At 49.0% G+C, this 24,135-nt stretch carries 25 protein-coding genes; 22 read left to right on the top strand and 3 right to left on the bottom strand.

The annotated features are described in order from the left end of the window. Nucleotide 1: 1 nt before the first annotated feature. A complete protein-coding gene (locus CXL14_RS01335; RefSeq protein WP_014416916.1) occupies nucleotides 2–1,123 on the top strand; it encodes a mannitol-1-phosphate 5-dehydrogenase in 1,122 nt (373 codons plus the stop codon). Between the two features lie 68 nt (nucleotides 1,124–1,191). Then, nucleotides 1,192–1,587, top strand: coding sequence for a 3-hydroxyacyl-ACP dehydratase FabZ family protein (locus tag CXL14_RS01330; protein WP_014416917.1), 396 nt, complete (start codon nucleotides 1,192–1,194; stop codon nucleotides 1,585–1,587). Between the two features lie 38 nt (nucleotides 1,588–1,625). On the opposite strand, the gene CXL14_RS01325 is transcribed toward CXL14_RS01330, so the two are convergent. Then, nucleotides 1,626–1,790 (bottom strand): hypothetical protein, encoded by a 165-nt coding sequence (locus CXL14_RS01325; protein ID WP_003156294.1) that lies wholly within the window; start codon nucleotides 1,788–1,790, stop codon nucleotides 1,626–1,628. Between the two features lie 127 nt (nucleotides 1,791–1,917). Here CXL14_RS01325 and CXL14_RS01320 point away from each other — a divergent pair, with 127 nt between their 5' ends. From CXL14_RS01320 to CXL14_RS01280, 9 genes are all read left to right on the top strand, one after another. After that, nucleotides 1,918–2,667: a Cof-type HAD-IIB family hydrolase gene (locus CXL14_RS01320; protein WP_014416918.1), complete on the top strand. Its 750-nt coding sequence runs from the start codon at nucleotides 1,918–1,920 to the stop codon at nucleotides 2,665–2,667. A 206-nt stretch (nucleotides 2,668–2,873) separates the two neighbouring features. Then, nucleotides 2,874–3,638, top strand: a complete 765-nt coding sequence (locus tag CXL14_RS01315; protein WP_007609444.1) for a 5-oxoprolinase subunit PxpA — start codon at nucleotides 2,874–2,876, stop codon at nucleotides 3,636–3,638. Nucleotides 3,639–3,660: 22 nt separating this feature from the next. Then, on the top strand, nucleotides 3,661–4,875 hold the full coding sequence (locus CXL14_RS01310; RefSeq protein ID WP_014416919.1) for an NRAMP family divalent metal transporter: 1,215 nt from the start codon (nucleotides 3,661–3,663) through the stop codon (nucleotides 4,873–4,875). 25 nt (nucleotides 4,876–4,900) lie between these two features. Beyond that, on the top strand, nucleotides 4,901–5,674 hold the full coding sequence (locus CXL14_RS01305; RefSeq protein WP_231844641.1) for a putative hydro-lyase: 774 nt from the start codon (nucleotides 4,901–4,903) through the stop codon (nucleotides 5,672–5,674). Between the two features lie 30 nt (nucleotides 5,675–5,704). Next, complete coding sequence (gene pxpB / locus CXL14_RS01300) at nucleotides 5,705–6,436, top strand: 5-oxoprolinase subunit PxpB (protein WP_014416921.1); 732 nt, start codon at nucleotides 5,705–5,707, stop codon at nucleotides 6,434–6,436. Nucleotides 6,437–6,438: 2 nt separating this feature from the next. Further along, nucleotides 6,439–7,446 (top strand): 5-oxoprolinase subunit C family protein, encoded by a 1,008-nt coding sequence (locus tag CXL14_RS01295; RefSeq protein WP_014720726.1) that lies wholly within the window; start codon nucleotides 6,439–6,441, stop codon nucleotides 7,444–7,446. A 17-nt stretch (nucleotides 7,447–7,463) separates the two neighbouring features. After that, nucleotides 7,464–8,213 (top strand): IclR family transcriptional regulator, encoded by a 750-nt coding sequence (locus CXL14_RS01290; RefSeq protein ID WP_014416923.1) that lies wholly within the window; start codon nucleotides 7,464–7,466, stop codon nucleotides 8,211–8,213. Between the two features lie 64 nt (nucleotides 8,214–8,277). Beyond that, entirely contained in the window at nucleotides 8,278–8,919 is a 642-nt protein-coding gene (locus tag CXL14_RS01285; protein WP_014416924.1) for a GDSL-type esterase/lipase family protein, read from the top strand. A 194-nt stretch (nucleotides 8,920–9,113) separates the two neighbouring features. After that, nucleotides 9,114–9,329: a YczI family protein gene (locus tag CXL14_RS01280; protein ID WP_369719110.1), complete on the top strand. Its 216-nt coding sequence runs from the start codon at nucleotides 9,114–9,116 to the stop codon at nucleotides 9,327–9,329. Here CXL14_RS01280 and CXL14_RS01275 read toward each other — a convergent pair. After that, complete coding sequence (locus CXL14_RS01275) at nucleotides 9,300–9,620, bottom strand: antibiotic biosynthesis monooxygenase family protein (RefSeq protein ID WP_014416925.1); 321 nt, start codon at nucleotides 9,618–9,620, stop codon at nucleotides 9,300–9,302. The two genes, CXL14_RS01280 and CXL14_RS01275, sit on opposite strands and share 30 nt — an antisense overlap. Nucleotides 9,621–9,776: 156 nt before the next feature. Between CXL14_RS01275 and CXL14_RS01270 the strand changes: the two genes are divergently transcribed. From CXL14_RS01270 to CXL14_RS01230, 9 genes are all read left to right on the top strand, one after another. Then, a complete protein-coding gene (locus CXL14_RS01270) occupies nucleotides 9,777–11,780 on the top strand; it encodes a penicillin-binding transpeptidase domain-containing protein (RefSeq protein ID WP_014416926.1) in 2,004 nt (667 codons plus the stop codon). A gap of 114 nt (nucleotides 11,781–11,894) precedes the next feature. Further along, nucleotides 11,895–12,797 carry an aldo/keto reductase gene (locus CXL14_RS01265; RefSeq protein WP_014416927.1) on the top strand — a complete coding sequence of 301 codons (903 nt, stop codon included), beginning with the start codon at nucleotides 11,895–11,897 and terminating at the stop codon, nucleotides 12,795–12,797. 299 nt (nucleotides 12,798–13,096) lie between these two features. Continuing rightward, nucleotides 13,097–15,181 (top strand): BglG family transcription antiterminator, encoded by a 2,085-nt coding sequence (locus tag CXL14_RS01260; RefSeq protein WP_014416928.1) that lies wholly within the window; start codon nucleotides 13,097–13,099, stop codon nucleotides 15,179–15,181. A gap of 222 nt (nucleotides 15,182–15,403) precedes the next feature. Further along, complete coding sequence (locus tag CXL14_RS01255) at nucleotides 15,404–16,918, top strand: class I adenylate-forming enzyme family protein (RefSeq protein ID WP_014416929.1); 1,515 nt, start codon at nucleotides 15,404–15,406, stop codon at nucleotides 16,916–16,918. A 158-nt stretch (nucleotides 16,919–17,076) separates the two neighbouring features. Continuing rightward, a complete protein-coding gene (locus tag CXL14_RS01250) occupies nucleotides 17,077–17,937 on the top strand; it encodes an SDR family oxidoreductase (protein ID WP_014720729.1) in 861 nt (286 codons plus the stop codon). A 12-nt stretch (nucleotides 17,938–17,949) separates the two neighbouring features. Further along, the gene (locus tag CXL14_RS01245; protein ID WP_014416931.1) at nucleotides 17,950–18,453 is read left to right on the top strand and encodes a D-lyxose/D-mannose family sugar isomerase; all 504 of its coding nucleotides are present in this window, start codon (nucleotides 17,950–17,952) and stop codon (nucleotides 18,451–18,453) included. Between the two features lie 87 nt (nucleotides 18,454–18,540). Then, complete coding sequence (locus CXL14_RS01240) at nucleotides 18,541–19,164, top strand: GNAT family N-acetyltransferase (RefSeq protein WP_014416932.1); 624 nt, start codon at nucleotides 18,541–18,543, stop codon at nucleotides 19,162–19,164. 6 nt (nucleotides 19,165–19,170) lie between these two features. Beyond that, complete coding sequence (locus CXL14_RS01235) at nucleotides 19,171–19,593, top strand: pyridoxamine 5'-phosphate oxidase family protein (protein WP_003156270.1); 423 nt, start codon at nucleotides 19,171–19,173, stop codon at nucleotides 19,591–19,593. A 496-nt stretch (nucleotides 19,594–20,089) separates the two neighbouring features. Next, nucleotides 20,090–20,899 carry a lipid II flippase Amj gene (locus CXL14_RS01230; RefSeq protein WP_014416933.1) on the top strand — a complete coding sequence of 270 codons (810 nt, stop codon included), beginning with the start codon at nucleotides 20,090–20,092 and terminating at the stop codon, nucleotides 20,897–20,899. 37 nt (nucleotides 20,900–20,936) lie between these two features. Here CXL14_RS01230 and CXL14_RS01225 read toward each other — a convergent pair whose 3' ends face one another. Beyond that, nucleotides 20,937–21,227, bottom strand: a complete 291-nt coding sequence (locus CXL14_RS01225) for a DUF3817 domain-containing protein (RefSeq protein WP_014416934.1) — start codon at nucleotides 21,225–21,227, stop codon at nucleotides 20,937–20,939. A gap of 175 nt (nucleotides 21,228–21,402) precedes the next feature. On the opposite strand from CXL14_RS01225, the gene CXL14_RS01220 reads away from it, so the two are divergent. After that, complete coding sequence (locus CXL14_RS01220) at nucleotides 21,403–21,837, top strand: transcriptional regulator LrpC (protein ID WP_094296386.1); 435 nt, start codon at nucleotides 21,403–21,405, stop codon at nucleotides 21,835–21,837. Between the two features lie 63 nt (nucleotides 21,838–21,900). Continuing rightward, the gene (locus CXL14_RS01215; protein ID WP_094296448.1) at nucleotides 21,901–24,087 is read left to right on the top strand and encodes a DNA topoisomerase III; all 2,187 of its coding nucleotides are present in this window, start codon (nucleotides 21,901–21,903) and stop codon (nucleotides 24,085–24,087) included. Nucleotides 24,088–24,135 lie beyond the last annotated feature (48 nt).

The following is a 24,135-nucleotide window of genomic DNA, read 5'->3' as shown; positions in this document are numbered from 1 at the left end:
CATGATTGCCCTTCATTTCGGAGCGGGAAACATCGGGCGGGGCTTTATCGGCGCCCTGCTCCATCATTCCGGCTATGACGTAGTTTTCGCTGATGTGAATGAAACGATGGTCAGCCTTCTCAATGAAAAGAAGGAATATACCGTGGAGCTTGCCGACGGCGGCCGGCAGACCGAAATCATCGGCCCCGTTTCAGCCATCAACAGCGCGGTGCAAGAACAAGAGCTGTACAGGCTGATCAATGAAGCGGCGATCATTACGACGGCGGTGGGCCCGAACGTTCTCAGACTCATCGCCCCGTCCATCGCGGAAGGGCTGAAGCGCAGAACGTCCTCTGAGCCTCTCAATATCATTGCCTGTGAAAATATGATCGGCGGCAGCAGTTTTCTGAAAAAAGAAGTTTTCGGACATTTGACGGAAGCGGAGCGGGAACTCGTGAACCGGACGGTCGGCTTCCCGGATTCTGCGGTGGATCGGATTGTGCCGATTCAGCACCATGAAGATCCGCTGAAAGTATCCGTAGAACCGTTTTTTGAATGGGTCATAGACAGAACCGGCTTTGCCGGCGGCCAGCCGGTACTGGAAGGTGCGTTGTTTACGGATGATCTTACGCCTTTCATCGAGAGAAAGTTGTTTACCGTCAATACCGGCCATGCCGTTACGGCGTACGTCGGCTATCAGCGCGGATTAAAAACCGTCAAAGAGGCCATCGGCCATCCGGAAATCCGGCGTGTCGTGTACGATGCACTTTCAGAAACGGGCGAGTACTTGGTGAAAGCGTACGGCTTTAAGCAATCCGAACACGAGCAGTACATGAAGAAAATCATCGGCCGCTTTGAAAATGAATACATCACGGATGATGTGACAAGAGTCGCCAGATCACCGCTTAGAAAACTCGGAGCGAATGACAGATTAGTAGGGCCGGCCAAAAAAATAAAAGAACCGAACGCGCTGGCAGAAGGCATCGCCGCCGCCCTGCGCTTTGACTATCAGGATGATCCGGAAGCGGTTGAGCTGCAAAAGCTTATCGCGGAAAAAGGCACGAGCGGCGTTCTTCAAGACATTTGCGGTATTCAGCCGCATGAGCCGCTGCACGGCATCGTGCTCAAAAAGCTCAATCAATAAAAATGAACCCGCGTCGGGGGACGCGGGTTTTTTCTTGCGTTATAATGAGAGAGAAGGGAGGCTGCGTGATGAATCAGAAGCTATTGCCCCATCGTTTTCCGTTTCTTTTGATTGACGGCACGACGAACAGTGAAGCCGGAAAATGGGCGGCTGCTTACAAAAACATCAGTGAAAATGACTGGTTTATAACTGAATCCCAAAGAGAGATGCCATTTTCGTTCATCGTTGAAGCAATGGCCCAAACGGCGGCTTGCGCGGGAATTACCGGCGGTGACGGCCTCGGTCTCTTATCCGCGGTGAAGAAAGCGGAAAGGTTAGGTGCCGCTTTGCCGGGAGACCGTCTGGATCTTTTTTTTGAGGTCACGCGAATCAGACGCGGTTTTGTGTTCGGCCGGGCGAAAGCTTCCGTTGCCGGGAAGCCTGTGGCGGAAGCTGAGCTCAGCATATTTATCCAGCCATCGTAAAAAAAGCCGCCTCCAGCGGCGGCTTTCGGACAAGTCTGTTATTTTGTATCATAATCTCTTTCACTTTGTGAATTGTCCCTTTGGTCATGTTTGTGTTTTTCGTCATTGGCGTTTTCTTTCAGCTCTTCCAGCGGAATCGGATCGGTTAAATCATGATGTTCAGGATTTTCATTCGGTTTGTTCTTTTGTTTTCTTTCTTTCATCCTCCATCACCTCAATATTTCTTTTCCTCAACGTTCTCCCCGCCAAACGCAGGAAGCGGTTTTTTGTTCCTGCGGGTCATATGTATTAAAATAGAGACGACTACATTATAAAAAGTGAGGTACATATATGCCGATACAAAGAGAAGACGCAGATATTAAACTGATCGCGATTGATATGGACGGAACCCTGCTCAATGACGAGCAGCTCATCCCGGAGGAAAACCGGCGGGCGATCAAGGAAGCGGAGGCGAAAGGAATTCACGTCGTCATCAGCACAGGACGCACGCTGATGACCTGCCGCGAACTGGCTGAGTCTCTCGAGCTGTCATCCTTTTTAATCACGGCAAACGGCAGCGAAATCTGGGATTCCAACTTTGAGCTGGTTGAGCGCAAGCTTCTTCATACCGATCATATTCAAAAATTATGGGATCTGCGGAATAAGCACAACACGAATTTCTGGGCCTCTACCGTCGATAGAGTGTGGAGAGGGGAATTCCCGGAAACGATTACGGATCATCAGTGGCTTAAGTTCGGATTCGAAATCGAGGATGACGAAGTGCGGAATGAGGTGCTGAAAGAGCTCAAAGAATACAAGGAGCTCGAGATCACAAACTCAAGTCCGATCAACATCGAAGTCAATGCCCTCGGTATCAACAAAGCGGCTGCGCTTGCGAAGGTATCGGAAAAACTCGGCTTCACGATGGAAAATGTGATGGCCATGGGTGACAGTCTGAATGACATTGCCATGATTGAAAAAGCGGGTGTCGGCGTCGCCATGGGGAATGCGCAGGACATTGTGAAAGAAACAGCTGACTGGGTGACTGATCTCAACACGGAAAACGGGGTCGCCAAAGCGATCCGCCACTGGGTGTTATAATAGAAAAAAGAGAGAGTCTCAGTATGAGACTCTCTCTTTTTTGTTTTGTCAGATTTGTGACTAGGTCCATGGTAGGTTTTCTGACAAAAGGATGTTCAAACCTGTCAGAATTAAATATAATGAAGAGAAATCCAACAATTCGGAATAGTCATTCCGAATAGCGGAATGATAATAATATAAAACGTTTACAATACAGGAGGGATCTTATGTTTCAGATTGACATCAATTGTGATTTAGGAGAGAGTTTCGGTGCTTATAAAATCGGGCTGGATGAAGAGATTTTGGACTATGTGACATCTGCAAACATCGCCTGCGGCTTTCATGCGGGTGATCCCAGCGTGATGCGCAAAACGGTTGCGCTTGCGGCGGAAAAAGGCGTGAAAATCGGCGCTCATCCGGGACTGTTCGATCTTCAGGGATTCGGGCGGCGGCAGATCGCGATTACACCCGAGGAAGCGTATGATCTGACGCTGTACCAAATCGGCGCGCTGTCAGGTTTTTTAAAAGCAGAAGGTGTCGAGATGCAGCATGTGAAGCCGCACGGCGCTTTATATAATATGGCCGCCGTCAATCCCGGCCTGTCAGAAGCCATCGCTCAGGCGGTCTGTCATTTTGATCCCGGGCTTATTCTTTTCGGGCTTTCCGGAAGCGAGCTGATTAAAGCGGGAGATCGAATCGGACTGAGGACGGCAAGCGAAGTGTTTGCGGACCGCACCTATCAGGAAGACGGCACGCTGACGCCGCGTTCAGAGCCGGATGCGCTGATTCAGGATGACAAAAAAGCGGTCGGTCAAGTGATTCAAATGGTGAAAGACAGCACGGTGACATCACGTAAGGGACAAGCTGTAAGCCTGAAAGCGGACACGGTCTGCATTCACGGAGACGGAGCCCACGCCCTCACATTCGCAAAAACAATCAAAAAAGAATTAAAAGCGGCAGACATTCAAATCAGCGCGCTTGCAAAAGACTGAGCAGCAGAGGGAGGAAGACAGCATGGAGCAAAAGAAAAAAACAGCCGGAAAGGCTTCCGGCAGATGGTCGCTTCTTTTAGGCGCGACATTTTTGATGGCGACATCATCAATCGGGCCCGGCTTTCTGACGCAAACGGCCACGTTTACCAATACATTGGCGGCAAGCTTCGGCTTTATCATTTTAATTTCTATTATTTTGGACATTTTCGCGCAAACCAATGTATGGCGGATTATCGCGGTTTCCGGAAAGCGCGGCCAAGAGATTGCCAATATGGTGCTTCCGGGCGCCGGTTATGCCATTGCTTTTCTGGTCGTGCTCGGCGGACTTGCGTTTAATATCGGAAACATCGGCGGCGCGGGTCTCGGTCTTCAAGTATTATTCGGGATCAAACCGGAGATCGGCGCTTTAATCAGCGCAGCGGTCGCGGTGCTGATTTTTGTCATAAAGGAAGCCGGAAAAGTCATGGATCGTTTTATGCAGATCGCCGGCATCGTCATGATCGTATTGACGGTGTATGTTGCCGTAACGACGGCTCCGCCGGTCGGACACGCCGTTGTGAAAACTTTTATGCCTGATCATATCAGTGTGCTGGCGATCGTGACGCTTGTCGGCGGCACAGTCGGCGGATACATTACATTTGCCGGCGGCCACCGTTTGCTTGATTCAGGCATCCAAGGGAAGGAAGTCATTCCTCAGGTCACGAAAAGCTCCATCACAGGCGTTCTGATTACATCGATTATGCGGATTGCCCTGTTTCTCGCCGTGCTCGGCGTCGTCTCAAAGGGCCTGAGCATTGATCCTGATAATCCCGCGGCTTCTGTATTCCGGCTTGCGGCGGGAAATGTAGGCTATAAAATTTTCGGCGTCATCATGTGGTCTGCCGCTATCACGTCTGTCATCGGCGCCGCCTATACATCGGTGTCATTCTTCAAATCGTTTTCAACAAAAATCGAAAAGCACTCACATGGCGTAATTATCGGTTTTATCATCGTATCCACTCTTATTTTTGTCACGATCGGCCAGCCTGCCAAAATTCTGGTCGCGGTCGGTTCGCTTAACGGCTTAATTCTGCCTCTTGCATTAGCGATGATTCTGTTGGGCGCTTATAAGAAAAAAATCGTCGGCGATTACAAGCATCCGATCTGGCTCACGATTGCAGGGGCGATCGTAGTGGTTGTCATGGCGGTTATGGGCATCTATACATTATTCACGCAGATGCCGCAGCTATGGAGCTGATGATATGAAAAAACATATGAGAGACATGAGCCCCGAAGAAGTCAGACAGCTGATCAGGAAAGGGCAGATGACCGGGCCGACGGCGGGGTTGGCCGCTTCTTACGCACAAGCCAATCTCGTCGTTTTGCAAAAGGATCTTGCCTTTGATTTTCTCTTATTCTGCCAGCGCAATCAAAAGCCTTGTCCGGTGCTTGACGTGACGGATGCGGGTTCACCCGTTCCGGCAATAGCGGCGCCGGGAGCTGATATCCGGACGGACTTGCCGAAATACAGGATTTATCGGCATGGCGTGCTTACTGAAGAGGTAACGGATATTACGCCGTATTGGAAGGATGATGATGTCGGGTTTTTGATCGGCTGCAGTTTTTCATTCGAGCAAGCCCTTATCAATCAGCAAATTCCAATCAGGCACATCGATGAGGGTGTGAATGTCCCCATGTATAAAACAGACATTGACTGTGTTCCCGCCGGCCCGTTTTCGGGAAAGATGGTCGTCAGCATGAGACCGATTCCGGAAAGACTGGCAGTCCGCGCGGCGCAGGTCACGTCACGTTTTCCCGCCGTGCACGGCGCCCCCGTCCGCATCGGAAATCCGCAAAGCATCGGTATCAGCGATTTGCATCAGCCGGATTTCGGAGATGCCGTAACGGTGCGGGAAGGCGAAGTTCCCGTATTCTGGGCTTGCGGCGTTACGCCCCAGGCGGTGATCATGGAAGCAAAGCCTGACATCGTAATAACACATTCACCGGGGCACATGCTGATCACCGATATACGAAATGAATCGCTTGCTGTCCTGTAAAGTGAGAAAGAATACAACGAGGTGATGACAATGATGCAGTATAGCGGAAATACAGCGCTTGATATACAGCCGTACGGTGATTCCGCCGTTATCATCCGCTTTGGCGGGCACATCAGCGAAGAGGTCAACAGCCGGGTGCATGCGGCGGCAGCCTGTATGGAAGAACGGCCGTTTCCGGGCTTCGTTGAATGTATTCCGGCATTTACAAGCTTAACGATCTTTTATGATGTGTATGCCGTCTCAAACATAAAAAAAGGCGTCTCTCCTTTTGCCCTGGTCAAGAAAGAAGTGACGGAACGTCTCAGCCATATAATGACCGACCGCAAAGAAGAGCGCCGGGTGATGGAAATCCCCGTTTGCTACGGCGGTGATTTCGGTCCCGATTTAGAAGAGGTCGCTGAGATGAACGATCTGACCCCGGAAGACGTCATCCGCATTCATACTGAAGGCGAATATCTCGTTTATATGCTCGGATTTGCGCCGGGATTTCCGTTTTTAGGAGGAATGTCTGAGCGGATCAGAGCGCCGAGAAAGGCGTCGCCAAGGCCGTCCATCCCGGCCGGTTCAGTAGGAATCGCGGGAATGCAGACCGGTGTGTATCCGATATCCACTCCCGGCGGCTGGCAGCTGATCGGCAGCACCCCGCTCCGGCTTTTCAGGCCGGAAGAACATCCGCCGAGTCTTTTGAGAGCGGGCGATACGGTGAAATTCGTCCGGATCACGGCAGAGGAATACAGCCGCATCAAGGAGGGAGCCGAATGAGTATGAAAGTGGTAAAACCCGGTCTCTTGACGACGGTTCAGGACACGGGGCGGACGGGGTATCAGAAATACGGTGTACTGGGAAGCGGCGCAATGGATACGATCTCTCTGCGCATCGCCAATCTTCTTGCCGGAAATCAAGAAAAAGAGGCGGGGCTGGAAATTACGCTCATGGGGCCCGGGCCTTCCTTTGAATTTTCAGAACCTGCGGTTATTGCCGTCACGGGAGCTGATTTTGCCCTTCATATTAATGGGGAGCCCGCTCCTCTGTGGAAACCGGTTTTGATAAAGGAAAACAGCGTCGTCTCGTTCGGGCCGTGCAAGATGGGGAGCCGCGCATATCTCGCCGTCGCGGGGGGATTTGACGTGCCCGCCGTCATGGAAAGCAAAAGCACGTATGTCAGAGCGGGGATCGGCGGTTTTTGCGGAAGAGCGCTGCAAAAAGATGATGAGCTGCCGCTCGGCCGTATGACGCCATGTTCGGAATCAATCGCGTACCGTCTGAGCGATTCTTTCGGACAGCATGGTTTCTCAGCGCCTGATTGGTCTGTCAGCAGCAGGGGATTTCTGCCGCTGAAAAAAAATCCGGTCATACGAGTGCTTGAAGGCGCTCAATTTCACGCTTTTACAGAAGAAGCAAAATTGCGTTTTTATCAAGAGTCATATACGGTCACGCCTCAATCCGACCGAATGGGCTACCGGCTGAAGGGCGCTCCGCTTGAATTGCGGGAGCCGCTGGAGATGGTATCTGAGGCCGTGACGTTCGGAACGGTGCAGGTGCCGCCGGACGGCAATCCGATTATTCTGCTGGCTGACAGACAGACGACGGGGGGCTATCCGCGGATGGCGCATATCATATCCGCCGATCTTCCTCTCGTCGCCCAAACGATGCCGGGGGAACATATCACGTTCCGGGCCGTTTCGCTGGAGGAAGCGGAAATGCTGCTTTTGGAGAAGGAACAGCAGCTGAAGGAGCTGAAAGCAAGGCTCAAAATGGAATGGCTGATCTGACAAAGGGGCTAAAGACCATGGAAAACAAAAACAAAACCGTCATCAAATCAATGGAACTGCTTCATTTGTTTCTGACTGAACCGAGCCTGAGCTTAAATGAGCTGGTTTCTCTATCGGAAATGCCGAAGACCTCGGTTCATCGCATGGCAAGCTCACTGGAGGAAACGGGGTTTCTCACCCGGGCGGCGGACGGCCGTTATCAGCTTGGTCTGATCTTTTTACAATTCGGCCAGCTCGTCTCTGAACGTCTGGATATCAGGAAAATAGCCAAGCCGATTATGGAAGAGCTGTGCGGCGAAGTGGATGAGGCCGTTCAGCTGATCATGAGGGACGGAGATGAAGCCATTTACGTCGAGAAAATTGAAGGCACCCAAACCGTCCGCCTGTATACGGCAATCGGCCGCCGGTCGCCGCTGTACGCGGGTGCGTGCGCCAGAAGCATTCTATCGTTTCTGCCAAAAGAGGAGATTGACACATACATTCAGAAGACAAAGCTTGCCGCAATCGCCTCAGGCACGATGACGGATCGGGCTGAACTTCTTCAATCCATTGAAAGATCCTTGCAATCAGGGTATACGATCAGCTATTCGGAATTAGAAGATTACACGGCGGCGATCGGAGCGCCGATTTTCAATCACGAAGGTAAGGTGGCTGCCGGAATCAGCATCGCCGGCTTCGAAGCCCGGTTTTCAGAGGACAGGCTGCCATATTTAACCGAAAAGGTCAAAAACACAGCACAGCATATTTCTGAGAAATTGGGTTATTGACCGAGCCAATTTTTCTTCACTCGCGTACATTACAATATCGATAGTAACGAGTGGAGGAAAGTAAATGGGACTTGTTTATACGGCGCTGGGGGATTCTTTGACGACGGGGAGGGGGGCCGGGCCGTTTTCCGCCGGTTTTGTCCAGCGGTTCGGGCGTATGCTGGCAGAAGATTTACAGACAAGAACTGACGTATCCATCTTTGCCAAATCAGGCCTTGAGACGGGAGAAATTCTCGGGCTTATGTCCTTGCCGTACATTCAGAGGCGGATTCAGGCTGCTGATATGATTACGATTACAGGCTGCGGCAACGATTTGATCGATTCGGTTCAGGCATATCAGCAAACATCGGACGCTTCGGTGTTCACCAGCGTGTCCAGTCACTGCCATGAGAACTTTGAAAAGATGATAGCCAAGATCGCTGCCTTAAAAGGACCGCACCCGTCTCCTTATGAGATCCGCGTCTTTAATTTATACAATCCTTTCCCGGGAATCTCCATTGCAGAAAAATGGATATCCTCTTATAATGCGCACCTCAGCACACTCGCATCGGCGCCGCACGTCAAAATCGCCGACGTCCACAGCGCTTTCAAAGGAAAAATGAATGAATATCTCTCTCATGACCGCGTACACCCCAACAGCAAGGGATATGAAGTCATGGCATGCGTCCTGCGGGGGCTCGGATACGGAAGCCTCGCCCGCTCATAACGCGCGCTCCTTTTCATCGGGAGCGCGCTTTTCGTGCTCCTTAAAACAAACTTAAAATTGTCCGACTTTCGTTCTATCCGCGCAAAAAATACGCTAGAATAATGGGGGATAAAGACAGAAATAGAATTGTGTTCAAAAAATGATAACAGAAAGGATGGATTGCTTTGCTGCGCGCCTTAAAACTGTCACTCGCGATGCTGATTATTATACTTGCGGCCGCCGCATTTACGTATGCGGAACATACCTCTGTCATACAGCCGGTTATGCTCGTGTTTCTCGGTGCGGTCATGTTCATTCAGGGGCTGGAGGAAAAACGGAAAGAAAACGACGGTTCCGGGAAATTCAATATCTATACCGCCGTTTTTGTATGGTCGATCTCCTTAATTGGTTTTACGCTTCACGCGATCTGAGTCTGATAGATCCTGAAAATGCTCCACAACGGGAAATGGTGAATAAAAACGGTGCAGTAAGGCTTTCCATTCCTGATATTCCGGCGATCCGCGAAAGCCTTTTGTATGATCTTCCAATGTATCCCATTCCACAAGCAGCAAATATTTATGCGTCTTTTCCATACATTTGGACAAGGAATGGGACAGATAACCTTTCATGCCCGCGATAATCGGCTCCGCCCGGCGGAATGCCTCTTCGAATTCCCCCTCAAGACCTTCTTTTACATACAGCATGGCTGCTTCTCTGACCATCTGAAATTCCCCCTTTTTTTAATAGATACATTGTATAAGAATATGGCCCGTGACGGCAGGAAAAACAAAAAAATTTTAAACACTATGAGAAAAAAATCCTTGCCAGCCTGATTTGGTTTAGGAGAAAATAACAGTTGGAAGGCAGGGGAATAGACAGTGAAAAAAGGGTTATACCTATTACTTTTACTCGCAGGAATCATAGGTTTGATCGGCTGCTCGAAAACGGAATCGGCCGAAGACAGAATGAAAGATTTCGTAAAAGACTGGAACGGCGGTCATTACGATAAGATGTACCAAAGCCTCACCCAGGATGAAAAGAAAAAACTATCCAAAAAGGATTTTGTAAAACGATATGAAACCATTTATGAACAAGCAGGGGTCAAAAATCTGAAAGTCACTGCCGAAAAACAGGACGAAGACGACAAGAAAAAAGATGACCTCCAGCACATCGATTATAAAGTCAGCATGGATACAAAAGCAGGGAAGGTCGCTTTTGAAAACACGGCCGTCCTGAAAAAAGAAAAAACAGACGATGGAGAATCATGGAACATCGACTGGAATCCTTCTTTTATTTTCAAACAGCTTTCCGATGACAAAACCGTGCAGATCGCAAATGAAGAACCGAAGCGCGGACAAATTTACGACAAAGACGGAAAAGGTCTCGCCGTGAATACCGAGGTGCCGGAAATCGGCATTATCCCTGGAAAACTCGGCAAGGATAAAGACAGCGTGATCAAAAAACTGTCTGAAAAACTGGACCTTTCTGAAGACGATATCAAAAGCAAACTGAACCAGGGCTGGGTAAAAGACGACTCCTATGTCCCGATTCAAAAAATCAGACCGGATGATGAAAGCAAGGTCAAAAGCCTGCTCGCATTAGACGGCGTGACGAAAACGAAGGTCAGCTCCCGCTACTATCCGTACGGCGAAAAAGCGGCCCATCTGACCGGCTATATTAAAACCATCACAGCGGAGCAGCTGAAAAAAGCGAAAGACGGCCAATACAGCGATACTTCCAAAATCGGCATCGCCGGCCTTGAGAATGTATATGAAGACAAGCTGCGCGGCACGACCGGCTGGAAAATTTACGTCCCGCAAACAGGTGAGGTCATTGCTGAAAAGAAAGCCGAAAGCGGGCAGGATATTCATGTAACGATTGACATGAAAACGCAGACGAAGCTGTATGACTCTATGAAAGATGACAGCGGAGCGGCAGTCGCTCTTGAACCGCAAACGGGAGAGACACTCGCGCTCGTCAGCGCACCGTCTTATGACCCGAACGGCTTTATTTTCGGCTGGAGCGGAAAAGAATGGAAAAAGATGAATGAAGATAAAAACAATCCGTTTTCAGCGAAATTCAACAAACTCTATGCGCCGGGATCAACGATTAAACCGATTGCCGCGGCAGTCGGCCTGACAAACGGCACATTGAAAGCGTCAGAAAAGAAAAAAATCACCGGAAAAGAGTGGCAGAAAGATTCAAGCTGGGGCGGTTACCATGTCACACGCGTATCAGAGCGCCTGAATGAAGTGGATCTCGAAAACGCGCTGATCACATCGGACAACATCTACTTTGCGCAAAATGCCATAGATGCCGGAGCGGACGCGTTTACAAAAGGATTAAAAACATTTGGCTTTGATGAAGAGATTCCGTACCAATTTCCGATTGAAAAGTCTTCAATCGCTAACGGCAAGCTTGATTCCGAGATCCTTCTCGGAGATACGGGCTACGGCCAGGGGCAGATGCTGATGTCTCCGCTGCACTTAGCGGCTGACTATACCGCATTTGTAACAGACGGAAATCTCGTCAAACCGACATTGATCAAAGACGGAGAAAAAACACCGCAAATCTGGCATAAGCAAGTGGTGTCGGAAGCCAATGCCGAAGAAATCACAAAAGGGCTGAGAGGCGTCGTTGAAGATCCGCGCGGCTCTGCATATCAGCCGGCCGTAAGCGGCATTACCGTAGCCGGGAAAACCGGTACAGCCGAGCTGAAAACGTCTAAAGAAGATAAAGACGGCAAAGAAAACGGCTGGTTTGTCGGTTACGATTATAAAAAGAAAGACCTCTTGATTGCGATGATGATTCAAGACGTCAAAAAACGCGGCGGAAGCCATTACGTCGTTGAAAAAGCGAAAAAGCAGTTTCAGAATCATTAAATGACGATTTTTTGCGGGCTGAAAGGAAAATCGGCCGCCGAAGCAGAATGAAACAGCATGGGCAATTCCTGAAAACAGAGATACAAGAGGCTCTAAGAAAAAGGGGGATTTCACATGCAGCGCATTCAATTGGCTGAAGACCTGGAATTTTCAAGAGTGATACACGGGCTTTGGCGTCTGAACGAATGGAATGTTTCAGACGGAGAGCTGCTGAATCTGATTGAATGGTGTATCAGCCAAGGCATCACCACCTTCGACCATGCCGATATATACGGCGGTTATACGTGTGAAAAGCTGTTCGGCGGCGCTTTGTCCCTTTCGCCTTCAATAAGGGAGCGAATCGAAATCGTCACAAAATGCGGGATTGTCATTGAATCACCGGAACGGCCCGGAAACAAGTCGCATCATTATAATACGTCGAAGTCTCACATCTTAGCGTCGGCGGAGCAGTCGCTTTTGAATCTGAATACGGATTATCTGGATGTGCTGCTCATTCACAGACCGGACCCGCTTATGGACCCGGAGGCTGTGGCTGAAGCGTTTCACGCGCTGAAAAGCTCGGGAAAGGTCAGATATTTCGGGGTGTCGAATTTTAAAGCGCACCAGTACAGAATGCTCGAATCCTATTTGGATGATCCGCTCATCACAAACCAAATTGAAATCTCGGCGTACGAGCTGGAAAATATTCATGACGGCACGCTGGATTTCTGTCAGGAAAAACGCATTCCGCCGATGGCGTGGTCACCGCTTGCGGGCGGGAGCGTCTTTACCGGACAATCCGATAAGGACGTCCGTATCCGTGCCGCGCTTCGTTCCGTACAGGAAGAAATCGGCGCCGCTTCCATTGACGAAGTCATGTACGCATGGCTGTTCACCCACCCGGCGGACATCATGCCGATTGTCGGCAGCGGAAAAGAGAACCGCATTTCCGCCGCGGTGCGTGCATCCGCGTACAAACTCAGCCATGATCAGTGGTTCCGGATTTATACCGGTGTCCAAGGCTGCGATATTCCATAAACAGAACAAACGCCCGGAAGCTATCTTCCGGGCGTTTGTTTATGTGGTGTGCAATGTCTAAAAACAAGTAAGGTCACTTTGAAGTATAGCCGTGCGGATCAAGAGTAACAAGCGTCATGGCATATTATCTGACACATTTTTCTTTTTCAATACTGTCACACGGCCCAGTGCCAAATTGCCATTTGAAAATGGTTGAATAATCATTGAAAGCGTTTTATATTATAACTTACACCACTTTCCCCGGCAGCACTCCCCATATGCCATACTTCTCACAACTAGAAAATCTGGAGGCGCGTTTCATGTATATGACAGCGAGAGAACAAAAATTAATGAAACATCTATTACTGCAGAACCGGTACGAGACAGTGCATGAACTGGCGGAAGCTTTACAAGTCAGCACAAGAACCGTTCACCGCGAGTTGAAAACAATCAAACCGATGATGGAATCATTCGGTCTGGCACTTGATAAACAGCCCGGCAAAGGACTGAAAGCGGTAGGAAACCCGGAGGACAAACAAAAACTCCTGTCAGACCTGTCCTATGAACAGCATGAATACAGCGCTGAGGAGCGGAAACTTTTAATTCTATGTTCACTATTAGAATCTCAAGAGCCGATCAAGCTCTACAGTCTGGCGAACGAACTGCAAGTGACAAACGCGACGATCAGCTATGACCTGGATGAGCTGGAGACTTGGATTGCGCCCTTCGGCTTGACGCTGATCCGAAAAAGGGGCTTCGGCATTCAGCTGACGGGGCCGGAAAATGCGAAACGGAAAATCGTCGGCAATCTCATCGTCAACCGCCTTGATATTCAAAGCTTTTTGGAAGCGGTTGAATTGAATATTAAAGGAAAACCGGACGATGCTGAAAAAATGTTCGGCGTCGTAAATAAAGCGGAACTTTTGAAAATGGACCGGCTCTTAATTCAGCTCAAGGAAAAAATCGCGATCGCCTTATCTGACAGCTCATACATGGCGCTTGCGGTTCATTTAACCTTTGCGATGGACCGGATCAGGCTCGGAGAAACCATCACGATGGAGGCTTCAGAACTAAAAGCGCTGCAGCAGACGAAGGAGTACGGCTCTGCGCTGGAAATGGCAAAAGAGCTTGAAAAAGCGTTCGGCGTTTCAATTCCGGAAGCTGAGATCGGTTATATCACCATTCATTTGCGGAGCGCCAACCGCAAATACAAAACGGAATTCAAACCGGAAGACATAGAGGTTGAAACGGCCTTGCAAACGAAGCAGCTGATCGGCTTCATTTCTGAAAAAATTAAAATTGATCTGACGGAAAACGGTTCTTTATACGACGGTTTAATCGCCCATCTGGAGCCTGCGATCAACCGGGTAAAAGAAAATATCGACATGTACAACCCGATGACCGAGCAAATTAAACGCGACTACTTTCTGCTGTACATGGCCGTAGAAGAAGGAATGGAAAAATTCTTTCCGGGGCTTCTTTTCTCTGATGATGAGATCGCTTTCATTGTTCTTCACTTCGGCTCCGCTCTGGAAATCAAACGGGAAGAAGCGAAGATCAAAGCGCTGATCGTCTGTTCTAGCGGCATCGGGTCGTCCAAAATGCTCGCATCCAGGCTGAAAAAAGAGCTTCCGGAAATCCGTTCCTTTGATATGTCTTCCCTCATCGAACTGAAGGACCGAGACACCGCTGCGTATGACATGATCGTATCCACTGTTCCGATCCCGTATGAAAACATTGATTACGTCATGGTCAGTCCGCTTTTAAACGAAGAAGACGCTGATCAGGTCAAGCAGTACATCAAAAGAAAAATTCCGCTGATTCTTGACAAAAAAAGAAACGGTAAAAGAGAAGAGAAGCAGCCGGAGACGCCTGATATGCTGGAAGCGGCCGGCCGTATGGCGCATTACGCGGCGGTTATCCAAAGCGTGCTGCGGAACTTTTCGGTCAAATCCATTGATTCAAACACGGCGTATGAGCTGTTTTTGAACCGTATGTTTGACATGCTGGAGCAAGAAGGATTGGTTCATAATGCCCAAAAAACCGCACAGCGCCTTGCTGAGCGTGAACGACAGGGCGGACTCGGCATTCCGGGAACGGCGATGGCCCTGTACCATCTCAAAAATGAAGAAATTGTCACGCCTTTTTTCAAAATTTATGATTTGACAGCTCCATGCAGTGTCAAAGGCATGGACGGAAATTCCCTGACCGCCGACCGCGCTTTGGTGATGATGGCGCCGGCTGATATGCCCGCTGAAGGGTCGGAAATACTAAGTGCGGTCAGCTCGGCCATTATCGAGTCTGAAGACAGTATAAAAGCCTTCCAGACTGAGGATGAGGCCGATTTATACAAACGTTTAAACAAGCTGTTTTATCATTTTATTCAGGAGAAAGGACAGCGGTAAACAGGAAGTGCACACCTCATGTGGGGTGTGTTTTTTTGTGCATGTATGAGGGTAAGGGGAAGGGAAGAAACTAAAAACACGGGACTATTGTATCATTCACTGATGGAATAGTTCTAAAACAAAATAGTTTTACAAGTTATATTTTTTGGTTTAAAATGGGTTGCGTGAGAAAGAAAATCTGACAGAGTTTTTTTGTGATTTATCATTATGGGAGATGAAAATATGGAGACATTACAGCATCTGATTCTGCATGACATTTCAAATAGCGAAGAGATCGAAGCTGTAAAAAGCGGTGCGTATACCCTGACCTACGCGGAATATCGAAAACGAATCAACCAGCTTGCACAAGCGCTTCTTGATAAAGGAATAAAAAAAGGCGACAGAGTGGCGATGCTTTGCAAAAACGGCCACGCGGCATCCATTGTCATGTTTGCGGCACTCGAAATCGGCGCGGTGGTTGTGCCGGTCAGCTGGCAATTAACACCTTACGAAATGAAAGGCATTTTAGCAGCCTGTGAACCGAAAGCTGTTTTTTACAGCACTGAATTTAAAGAGATCATGGAAGAAGTGCTTCCTGCGCTTGCATCTTCTCTTAAACTGAAGGTCGTAACAGGAACAGCTGCGGAGACAACGCCTGAGTTTGACGCTTTATTGACAGGCTCCGGTGATACACCGGATGTCGAAACGGTGTCTGAAAACGATACGGCATTGCTGATGTTTACCTCAGGTACAACCGGCAATCCGAAACGCTGCATGATCACTCACGGCGGCATATACAACTACGTAAACGCGACATTGGCATACACGGGGAGAATGCAGCATGTCCGCTTCTTAGCATGCCATCCGAATTACCATACGAGCGCGATTATCTGCCAGATGGTCGGCACGATGAGCGGAACGACATTCATTATGACAGACAATCAGGACCCTGTGGAAAACTTGAAGCTCATCGAAAAAGAGAAAATTCAAACCGTGATGGCGCTGCCTGTCTATTACACATACCTGCTGAAAGCATGGGAAACGCATCAGACTGACATGTCTTCTATCGTTTATATGATGACGGGAGGCACAAAGGTGCCAAGCAGTCTGATCCAGCAGTATCTCGACATCGGCATCCCGCTCATGCACGGATACGGAAGCACGGAAGCGTGGGGCATCAGCTCTTGGAATCCGCAAATGGGAATGGATAAAGCCGCTTCCGCGGGTAAACCGATGGAAGAAGTGGACGTCCGCGTTGTAGATCCGGAAACAGGCGAAGTCCTTCCGCAAGGCTCAATCGGAGAAGTCGTTGTGACAAGTCCGTTTTTATTCAAAGGCTATGAAGGTAACGAAGAAGCGACACGAAAAGTGCTGAAAGACGGCTGGTTCCATACCGGCGATTCCGGCTATGTGGATGAAGACGGATTTATCTTTATCACCGGACGTTATAAAGATGTCATCATCTACGGCGGCGACAATATTTATCCCGACCAGATTGAAGAGGTCATTCAGCAAGTGCCTGGAATTCTCGAAACGGCGGTTGTCGGTATCCCTGATCCGCTCTACGGCGAAAAGCCGAAAGCGTTCATCGTGACAAACGGCAGAGAAGGCCTGACAGAAGAAGAAGTGACCCGATTCCTTCAAGAACGTCTTGCCGCCTTTAAAATTCCGGAAATTGAGTTCGTCAGCGAACTTCCGAAAAACAACCTTGGAAAAGTGAGAAAAGACGTGCTCCGCAAACAAGCGGTACGTTCATAATAGAAAATAAAAACCCGGCTGCCAGCCGGGTTTTTTTCTTGCGTTCCATGTGAAACATTTTTCTCCGAAAACGTTTTGAACTGTCTCATTCATGTTTATCCAAAAGACAGCCGAGGTAGACAAGAAATATGAGATCGAACAAGAAGGAGGAACTTGACATGGAAAACTATCCGAAGGAATTCCCGGCGGAATCACAAAACCGCCAGCCGGGCATTGAGAGCGAAATGAATCCGGCGCCTGTTTATGAATACAAAGAATATAAAGGCGCTGATAAATTAAAAGGGAAAACCGCACTTATCACAGGGGGCGACAGCGGTATCGGACGCGCCGTAGCGGTTGCTTACGCGAAGGAAGGCGCAAATGTCGCGATCGTCTATTTTGATGAACACGATGATGCGAAAGATACAAAAAAACGAGTGGAAGAAGAAGGCGTAAAATGTCTGTTAATCCCCGGCGATGTCGGTGAGGAAGACTTTTGCAATGAAGCCGTTGAAAAAACGGTTGAAGAATTCGGGCGTCTTGATATTCTCGTGAATAACGCCGCGGAACAGCATCCGAAAGAAAGCATTAAAGACATCACAAGCGAGCAGCTTCACAGAACCTTTAAGACAAACTTTTACTCACAATTTTATTTGACTAAAAAAGCGATTGATTACATGAAGCCGGGCAGCGCGATCATCAATACGACATCCATTAATCCTTACACAGGCAATCCGCAGCTGATTGACTACACGGCTACGAAAGGCGCAATTAACGGTTTTACGAGATCCATGGCGCAAGCGCTCGTCAACGATGGTATCCGTGTCAATGCCGTGGCGCCGGGGCCGATCTGGACACCGCTCATTCCGGCGACATTCTCAGAAGAAACAGTCGCTTCCTTCGGTCAGACTACGCCGATGGGCCGGGCAGGCCAGCCTGTTGAACATGTCGGCTGCTATGTGCTCTTGGCCTCAGATGAATCATCTTATATGACCGGGCAGACGCTGCATGTCAATGGCGGCGGATTTGTAAACACATAAGGGGGCTGGAGCATGACGATATCGAAACATGACGTGAATGCATACTATCAAAAAGCGGGAATCGTTCTGACTGATGATGAAGTCGAAGACATTCAAATCATGGATTACGGCTTAGGCAAGCTTGAGGAAACCGGGCTTCAGCTGTTTATTTACGTGAATACCGACCGCTACTGTTCGAAAGAATTGGTGCTCTTCCCGCGCCAGACATGTCCCGAACACCGCCATCCGCCGGTCGGCAGCGAGAAGGGAAAACAAGAGACATTCCGCTGCCGCTGGGGGAAGGTGTATCTCTACGTGGAAGGCGAAAAGACAGAGAACCCAAGCGTCCTCCCGCCGGAAGAAGACAAGGAATACTACACCGTCTGGCATGAGATTGTGCTTGAGCCGGGCGGACAATACACCATTCCGCCGGATACGAAGCATTGGTTTCAAGCGGGAGAAGAAGGGGCGGTCATTACGGAAATGTCATCGCCAAGCACGGATGATCACGATGTTTTCACCGACCCGCGCATTTAAGGATGAGGCTGCACGCCTCATCTTTTTTTGTATGGAAAAAAGTGAATTTACCTGTATAATGGCTAATAAAGGAAAGAAGGTGCGGTCGTGTTTTCCTGTCAAATCCGGGAACATCTGACGATCAGATTGCTTGCCAAAGAAGATACGGACGAATTGTATTCTGTTATGAAGCGAAATCAAAACCATCTCAGCGAATGGCTCAGCTGGGCGGAAGAACTGGCTGATATCGATACGTACCGCGATGTGATCATCCCCGAATGGCGCTATAAATACGCGGAAGAGAATGGGTTTGACGCCGGAATTTTTGTGAAGGGCCGGTTTTGCGGCATGATCAGCATCCATAATGTTGATACAGCCAATCAAAAAGCCGAGATCGGCTACTGGCTGGATCGAGAGCATGAAGGATTCGGCATCATCACCGCAAGCTGCCGGGCGGTCATCACCCATGCATTTCAGGATCTCGGCCTGAACCGTATCATGATCAGCGCGGCTGAAAAAAACACGAAAAGCAGGGCGGTGGCGGAACGGCTCGGATTTCAGAAAGAAGGACTGACGAGAGAAGGCATTTTCGTACAGGGCGCCTATCATGACACGGTGACCTACAGCATGCTGAAGCGGGAATGGAGCGAAGATCGGCAGAAGAGCACATTTCTTGGTTTAAATGTCTCCCCAATGTGGAAAAGTAACAGCGGAGACGTTAAAAAGGAGTGATTCTTCATGAATCAAAATGAAATCAAAGAAAAAGTGCTTGAAGTACTGGATCATCATAAAGTCGGTTCGCTTGCGACGGTAGAGCAAGGCAAACCGCATTCACGCTACATGACATTTTTCCATGACGGCTTAACGATTTACACGCCGACGAGCAAAGACACTCATAAAGCGGAAGAAATTGAAAACAATCCGAATGTTCATATTCTGTTAGGGTATGACTGTGAAGGATTCGGAGACGCTTATGTGGAAGTGGCCGGAACCGCCAAACTGAACAACTCAGCCGATTTAAAAGAAAAGCTGTGGGATCCGAAACTGGAACGCTGGTTTGACGGAAAAGACGATCCGAACCTGGTGATTCTTGAAATTGAACCGAAGCAGATCAAGCTCATGAACGCGGGTGAAAAAACGCCGGCCGAGCTGGAACTTTAAAAATCATTTGATCATTCAGGGGCAATCTGTTATACTTAATTGCTAAGTGACAACATGCAAATAAAAAAGAAAGTAAACTTCTTTTTTCTGTTTTGATATAGAAGCTTCAGGCTTCAACGGACAGCTTGAAAAAAAGCTGAGCTTATTCTTTTCCTTCTGACATTCGCCCCTAACGAAGAGATGGAAAAAAGACTTTTTGTTTTACAATTCACACCGGCGCGGCTTCGGAGCCGCAGTGACGATTGAGAGGTAGGGCTTTCGTTGTCTTGTGTTCAAGAACTTCCATGGTGTTTACTTTCGAAGAATGATTCTGTCGGAACTGTTAATACGAATCACCCGCGGGCTAAGGCGGGCAACCATATATTATTTATTTGCGTAAGAAAAGAATAAGACAAGACCGCGCCGGACATCCGGGCGGTTTTTTTATGCAACCGGCCGAAACCTCGCCGCAGTCTGCAGAGTCTAATCAGTAGAAAAGATTTGGAGGAATCATACATTGCACGTTATTACTTCACAAGTACTGTTTATCTTCTGTTTTCTGCTGCTGATACATTCGATTGAAACGCTTGCCTATGCAACACGCCTTTCCGGCGCGAGAGTCGGTTTTATCGCGTCAGCGCTGTCATTATTTAATGTCATGGTCATCGTGTCGCGCATGTCAAACATGGTTCAGCAGCCGTTTACCGGACATCTGATTGATGCCGCCGGATCAAACGCCCTGTCTCTTGTGGGCGCCCAGTTTCGATTTTTAATATTCGGCTCCACGGTCGGAACGATACTCGGCATCTGTCTTTTGCCGACATTCGTCGCGTTATTCACCCGGGCGATTATACACTTGGCGGACGGAGGAGGCTCCGTTATGCAGGTATTTAAAAAAGGATTTTCACTGAACGGGCTGAAGCATGCGCGTTCTTATATCAGACTGCCGTCAGTCTCCTATTTAAAGGGGCTTCAATTCCGAATGATCCCGAAACGCTTGTTTGTCATTAATATGGTCATTACGTCTATTTACACGATCGGTGTTCTGTCCGCTCTGTACGCCGGCCTTCTGGCGCCTGAGCACAGCACGACGGCCGTGATGGCATCAGGCTTAATCAACGGAGTTGCGACTATGCTGTTGGCTGTGTTTGTTGATCCGAAAGTTTCCGTACTGGCAGACGATGTGGCGAAGGGCAAGCGCAGCTACGTCTCCTTAAAATGGACATCATTGACGATGGTCACATCAAGGGTCGCGGGCACGCTTCTCGCCCAGCTCGTATTCATCCCCGGCGCTTATTATATCGCCTGGGTGACGAAATGGATGTAACGCATGAAAAAAGCTCCTCTGCAGAAGAGGAGCTTTTTTATTGATAATGTCTCAGGCCGCGATCATAAATAAAATTACCGAACGGAATAAAGGCCGCGATAAAACCGGCGGCTGACCATTTCACATGCCATTTGACAGTAAACGCCGCATACGCCAGCACCGCCAGATAAATGATAAACAAACAGCCGTGAATGGAACCGGCAATGGTGACGGCGAGCGGATGATGAGCCCAATACTTCAGCGGCATCGCGATAAACAGCAGCACCAAAAGCGACATTCCTTCAATAAACCCCATCGTGCGAAGTCTGCCGATCGGCGTGTGTAACATACAGCTCCCTCCTGTCGGACATCTTTTTTCCTCTATACTATAAGCAAAGGGCAGTCCTAATATGACCATTTCGCGTCTGTTCCTAAAAAACCTGCATGATTTCAGCCTGTTGTTCTTGTCATTTTTCGGATTTCTCTTGATAATATAGCCAAAAGGGTAAGGAAGGACTACAGTCATGAAACTAGATAATGTTGATCTGAGCATCATTAAAGAGCTGCAGCGGGACAGCCGCCTGTCCATGCGGGAGCTTGGCAGAAAAATCAAATTGTCAGCCCCGTCCGTCACAGAGCGTGTCAGACAGCTTGAATCCTTCGGCGTTATTAAGCGCTATACATTGGACATTGATCAAAAAAAGATCGGACTTCCCGTTTCCTGCATTGTCGAAGCGACGGTGAAAAACGGAAAATACGATCAATTCAAAACCTACATTCAATCCATTCCCAACATTGAATTTTGTTTTCGGGTCGCCGGCGCGGCGTGTTATATGCTGAAGATGAACGCGGACAGCCTGGAAACGATCGAACAATTCATTAACCGCACCTCTCCGTATGCCCAAACCGTGACCCACGTCATTTTCTCAGAAATTGACACAAAAAACGTCCTCGATTAGAGAGAGCGTGAGGAAGTCTGTTATAATAACAGGATGATTGTGAAAGAAAGAGAAGTGAAAAGCATGTCAAAAACAGTTGTATTAGCTGAAAAACCTTCAGTCGGCCGGGACTTGGCCCGCGTGCTGAAGTGTCATAAAAAAGGAAACGGGTATCTTGAAGGCGACCGCTACATCGTCACATGGGCGCTCGGACATCTGGTAACGCTCGCTGACCCTGAAGGATACGGCAAAGAATTTCAATCATGGCGGCTTGAGGATCTGCCGATTATTCCGGAGCCTTTAAAGCTCGTCGTCATTAAAAAAACAGGAAAACAGTTCAATGCGGTCAAAGCTCAGCTTGTCCGGAAAGACGTCAGCCAGATCGTAATCGCTACAGACGCAGGACGGGAAGGGGAGCTTGTGGCCCGCTGGATCATCGAGAAGGCAAACGTCCGCAAACCGATTAAGCGGCTGTGGATTTCTTCTGTGACAGATAAGGCGATTAAAGAAGGATTCCAGAAGCTCCGCAGCGGCAAAGAGTACGAAAACCTGTATCATTCCGCGGTTGCCAGAGCGGAAGCGGATTGGATCGTCGGCATCAACGCGACCCGCGCCCTGACGACGAAATTTAACGCACAGCTGTCATGCGGACGCGTTCAGACTCCGACACTGGCGATGATCGCCAAGCGTGAAGCGGATATTCAGGCGTTCAAACCCGTTCCTTATTACGGTCTCCGCGCGGCGGCTGATCAGATGACGCTGACATGGCAGGATAAAAAAACAAAGCAGACAAGAACGTTCGATCAGACGGTGACCGGCCGTTTGACAAAAGATCTGCAAGGAAAGCCGGCAGTCATTTCAGAATTGAAAAAAACGGCGAAGAAAAGCTTCGCTCCCGGTCTTTACGACTTGACGGAATTGCAGCGGGACGCTCATAAGCGCTTCGGTTTCTCCGCAAAAGAGACGCTGTCCGTGCTTCAAAAGCTGTATGAACAGCATAAGCTTGTCACTTACCCGCGGACGGATTCCAGATTCCTTTCCGCAGACATCGTGCCGACTTTAAAAGACCGTTTAAACGGCATGGAAGTTAAGCCGTACGCACAGTACGTCAATCAAATACTGAAGCGGGGCGTCAAGGCGCATAAAGGATTCGTCAATGATGCGAAAGTATCGGATCACCATGCCATCATTCCGACAGAGGAGCCGCTGATCCTTTCAAGCCTCAGCGACAAAGAACGAAAACTTTACGATCTGATTGCCAAACGTTTTCTCGCCGTGTTAATGCCGGCGTTCGAATACGAAGAAACAAAGGTTACAGCCGATATCGGCGGCGAAACATTTACCGCAAAAGGGAAAACGGTTCAATCGCCGGGCTGGAAAGCCGTGTATGATATGTACGAGGATGACGACGATCATGAGGAAGACAAAGACCAGACGCTCCCGGATCTTCAGCAGGGTCAGCGCCTCACTGTCTCATCACTGAAAGAAACGAGCGGACAGACGAAACCGCCGGCGCGCTTTAATGAAGGCACGCTGTTATCCGCAATGGAGAACCCAAGCGCCTTTATGCAGGGAGAAGAGAAGAACCTTGTGAAAACATTGGGTGAAACCGGCGGACTCGGAACAGTCGCCACCCGCGCTGATATCATTGAAAAACTGTTCAACAGTTTCTTAATCGAGAAAAAAGAAAAAGATATTTTCATTACGTCAAAAGGGAAGCAGCTCTTACAGCTCGTCCCGGAAGATTTAAAATCGCCGGCCTTAACCGCTGAGTGGGAGCAAAAGCTCTCCGCCATCGCAGCGGGCAAACTGAAATCCGCCGTGTTCATTAAAGACATGAAAACATATGCGGGCAAAACGGTGAAGGAAATCAAAAACAGCAGCCAAACTTTCAGACATGACAACATTTCAGGCACCGCCTGCCCTGATTGCGGCAAAATGATGCTTAAAGTCAACGGCAAACGCGGCACGATGCTCGTATGTCAGGATCGTGAGTGCGGCAGCCGGAAAACGCTGGCAAGAAAAACAAACGCCCGCTGTCCGAACTGTCATAAGAAAATGGAGCTTCGCGGCCAGGGTGAAGGCCAAACCTTCGCATGTGTATGCGGCCACCGGGAGAAACTGTCCGTCTTTGAAAAGCGCAAGGCGAAAGATAAATCCGGACGCGCATCCAAGCGGGACATCAACTCTTATATGAAAAGCCAAAACAAAGAGGAGCCGATGAACAACGCGCTGGCAGAACAGCTGAAAAAACTCGGCCTGGATAAATAAATCAGAGAAAGGCAGCATTTGTAACGAAATGCTGCCTTTTTTTGTGTT

It is taken from the genome of Bacillus sp. SJ-10 (genome assembly GCF_002843505.1).
Lineage (GTDB): Bacteria > Bacillota > Bacilli > Bacillales > Bacillaceae > Bacillus > Bacillus velezensis.
This window is presented reverse-complemented; position numbering and strand designations above follow the sequence as displayed.

What these genes read in the sequence shown, in the direction of transcription:
- CXL14_RS01260 (WP_014416928.1), top strand. Translation starts at nt 13,097, where the DNA reads ATGTATATGACAGCGAGAGAACAAAAATTAATGAAACATCTATTACTG.
- CXL14_RS01305 (WP_231844641.1), top strand. Translation starts at nt 4,901, where the DNA reads ATGAGCCCCGAAGAAGTCAGACAGCTGATCAGGAAAGGGCAGATGACC.
- CXL14_RS01325 (WP_003156294.1), bottom strand. Translation starts at nt 1,790, where the DNA reads ATGAAAGAAAGAAAACAAAAGAACAAACCGAATGAAAATCCTGAACAT.
- CXL14_RS01250 (WP_014720729.1), top strand. Translation starts at nt 17,077, where the DNA reads ATGGAAAACTATCCGAAGGAATTCCCGGCGGAATCACAAAACCGCCAG.
- CXL14_RS01220 (WP_094296386.1), top strand. Translation starts at nt 21,403, where the DNA reads ATGAAACTAGATAATGTTGATCTGAGCATCATTAAAGAGCTGCAGCGG.
- CXL14_RS01315 (WP_007609444.1), top strand. Translation starts at nt 2,874, where the DNA reads ATGTTTCAGATTGACATCAATTGTGATTTAGGAGAGAGTTTCGGTGCT.
- CXL14_RS01285 (WP_014416924.1), top strand. Translation starts at nt 8,278, where the DNA reads ATGGGACTTGTTTATACGGCGCTGGGGGATTCTTTGACGACGGGGAGG.
- CXL14_RS01245 (WP_014416931.1), top strand. Translation starts at nt 17,950, where the DNA reads ATGACGATATCGAAACATGACGTGAATGCATACTATCAAAAAGCGGGA.
- CXL14_RS01295 (WP_014720726.1), top strand. Translation starts at nt 6,439, where the DNA reads ATGAAAGTGGTAAAACCCGGTCTCTTGACGACGGTTCAGGACACGGGG.
- CXL14_RS01235 (WP_003156270.1), top strand. Translation starts at nt 19,171, where the DNA reads ATGAATCAAAATGAAATCAAAGAAAAAGTGCTTGAAGTACTGGATCAT.
- CXL14_RS01225 (WP_014416934.1), bottom strand. Translation starts at nt 21,227, where the DNA reads ATGTTACACACGCCGATCGGCAGACTTCGCACGATGGGGTTTATTGAA.
- CXL14_RS01335 (WP_014416916.1), top strand. Translation starts at nt 2, where the DNA reads ATGATTGCCCTTCATTTCGGAGCGGGAAACATCGGGCGGGGCTTTATC.
- CXL14_RS01320 (WP_014416918.1), top strand. Translation starts at nt 1,918, where the DNA reads ATGCCGATACAAAGAGAAGACGCAGATATTAAACTGATCGCGATTGAT.
- CXL14_RS01275 (WP_014416925.1), bottom strand. Translation starts at nt 9,620, where the DNA reads ATGGTCAGAGAAGCAGCCATGCTGTATGTAAAAGAAGGTCTTGAGGGG.
- CXL14_RS01255 (WP_014416929.1), top strand. Translation starts at nt 15,404, where the DNA reads ATGGAGACATTACAGCATCTGATTCTGCATGACATTTCAAATAGCGAA.
- CXL14_RS01310 (WP_014416919.1), top strand. Translation starts at nt 3,661, where the DNA reads ATGGAGCAAAAGAAAAAAACAGCCGGAAAGGCTTCCGGCAGATGGTCG.
- CXL14_RS01265 (WP_014416927.1), top strand. Translation starts at nt 11,895, where the DNA reads ATGCAGCGCATTCAATTGGCTGAAGACCTGGAATTTTCAAGAGTGATA.
- CXL14_RS01215 (WP_094296448.1), top strand. Translation starts at nt 21,901, where the DNA reads ATGTCAAAAACAGTTGTATTAGCTGAAAAACCTTCAGTCGGCCGGGAC.
- CXL14_RS01280 (WP_369719110.1), top strand. Translation starts at nt 9,114, where the DNA reads ATGCTGATTATTATACTTGCGGCCGCCGCATTTACGTATGCGGAACAT.
- CXL14_RS01330 (WP_014416917.1), top strand. Translation starts at nt 1,192, where the DNA reads ATGAATCAGAAGCTATTGCCCCATCGTTTTCCGTTTCTTTTGATTGAC.
- CXL14_RS01290 (WP_014416923.1), top strand. Translation starts at nt 7,464, where the DNA reads ATGGAAAACAAAAACAAAACCGTCATCAAATCAATGGAACTGCTTCAT.
- pxpB (WP_014416921.1), top strand. Translation starts at nt 5,705, where the DNA reads ATGATGCAGTATAGCGGAAATACAGCGCTTGATATACAGCCGTACGGT.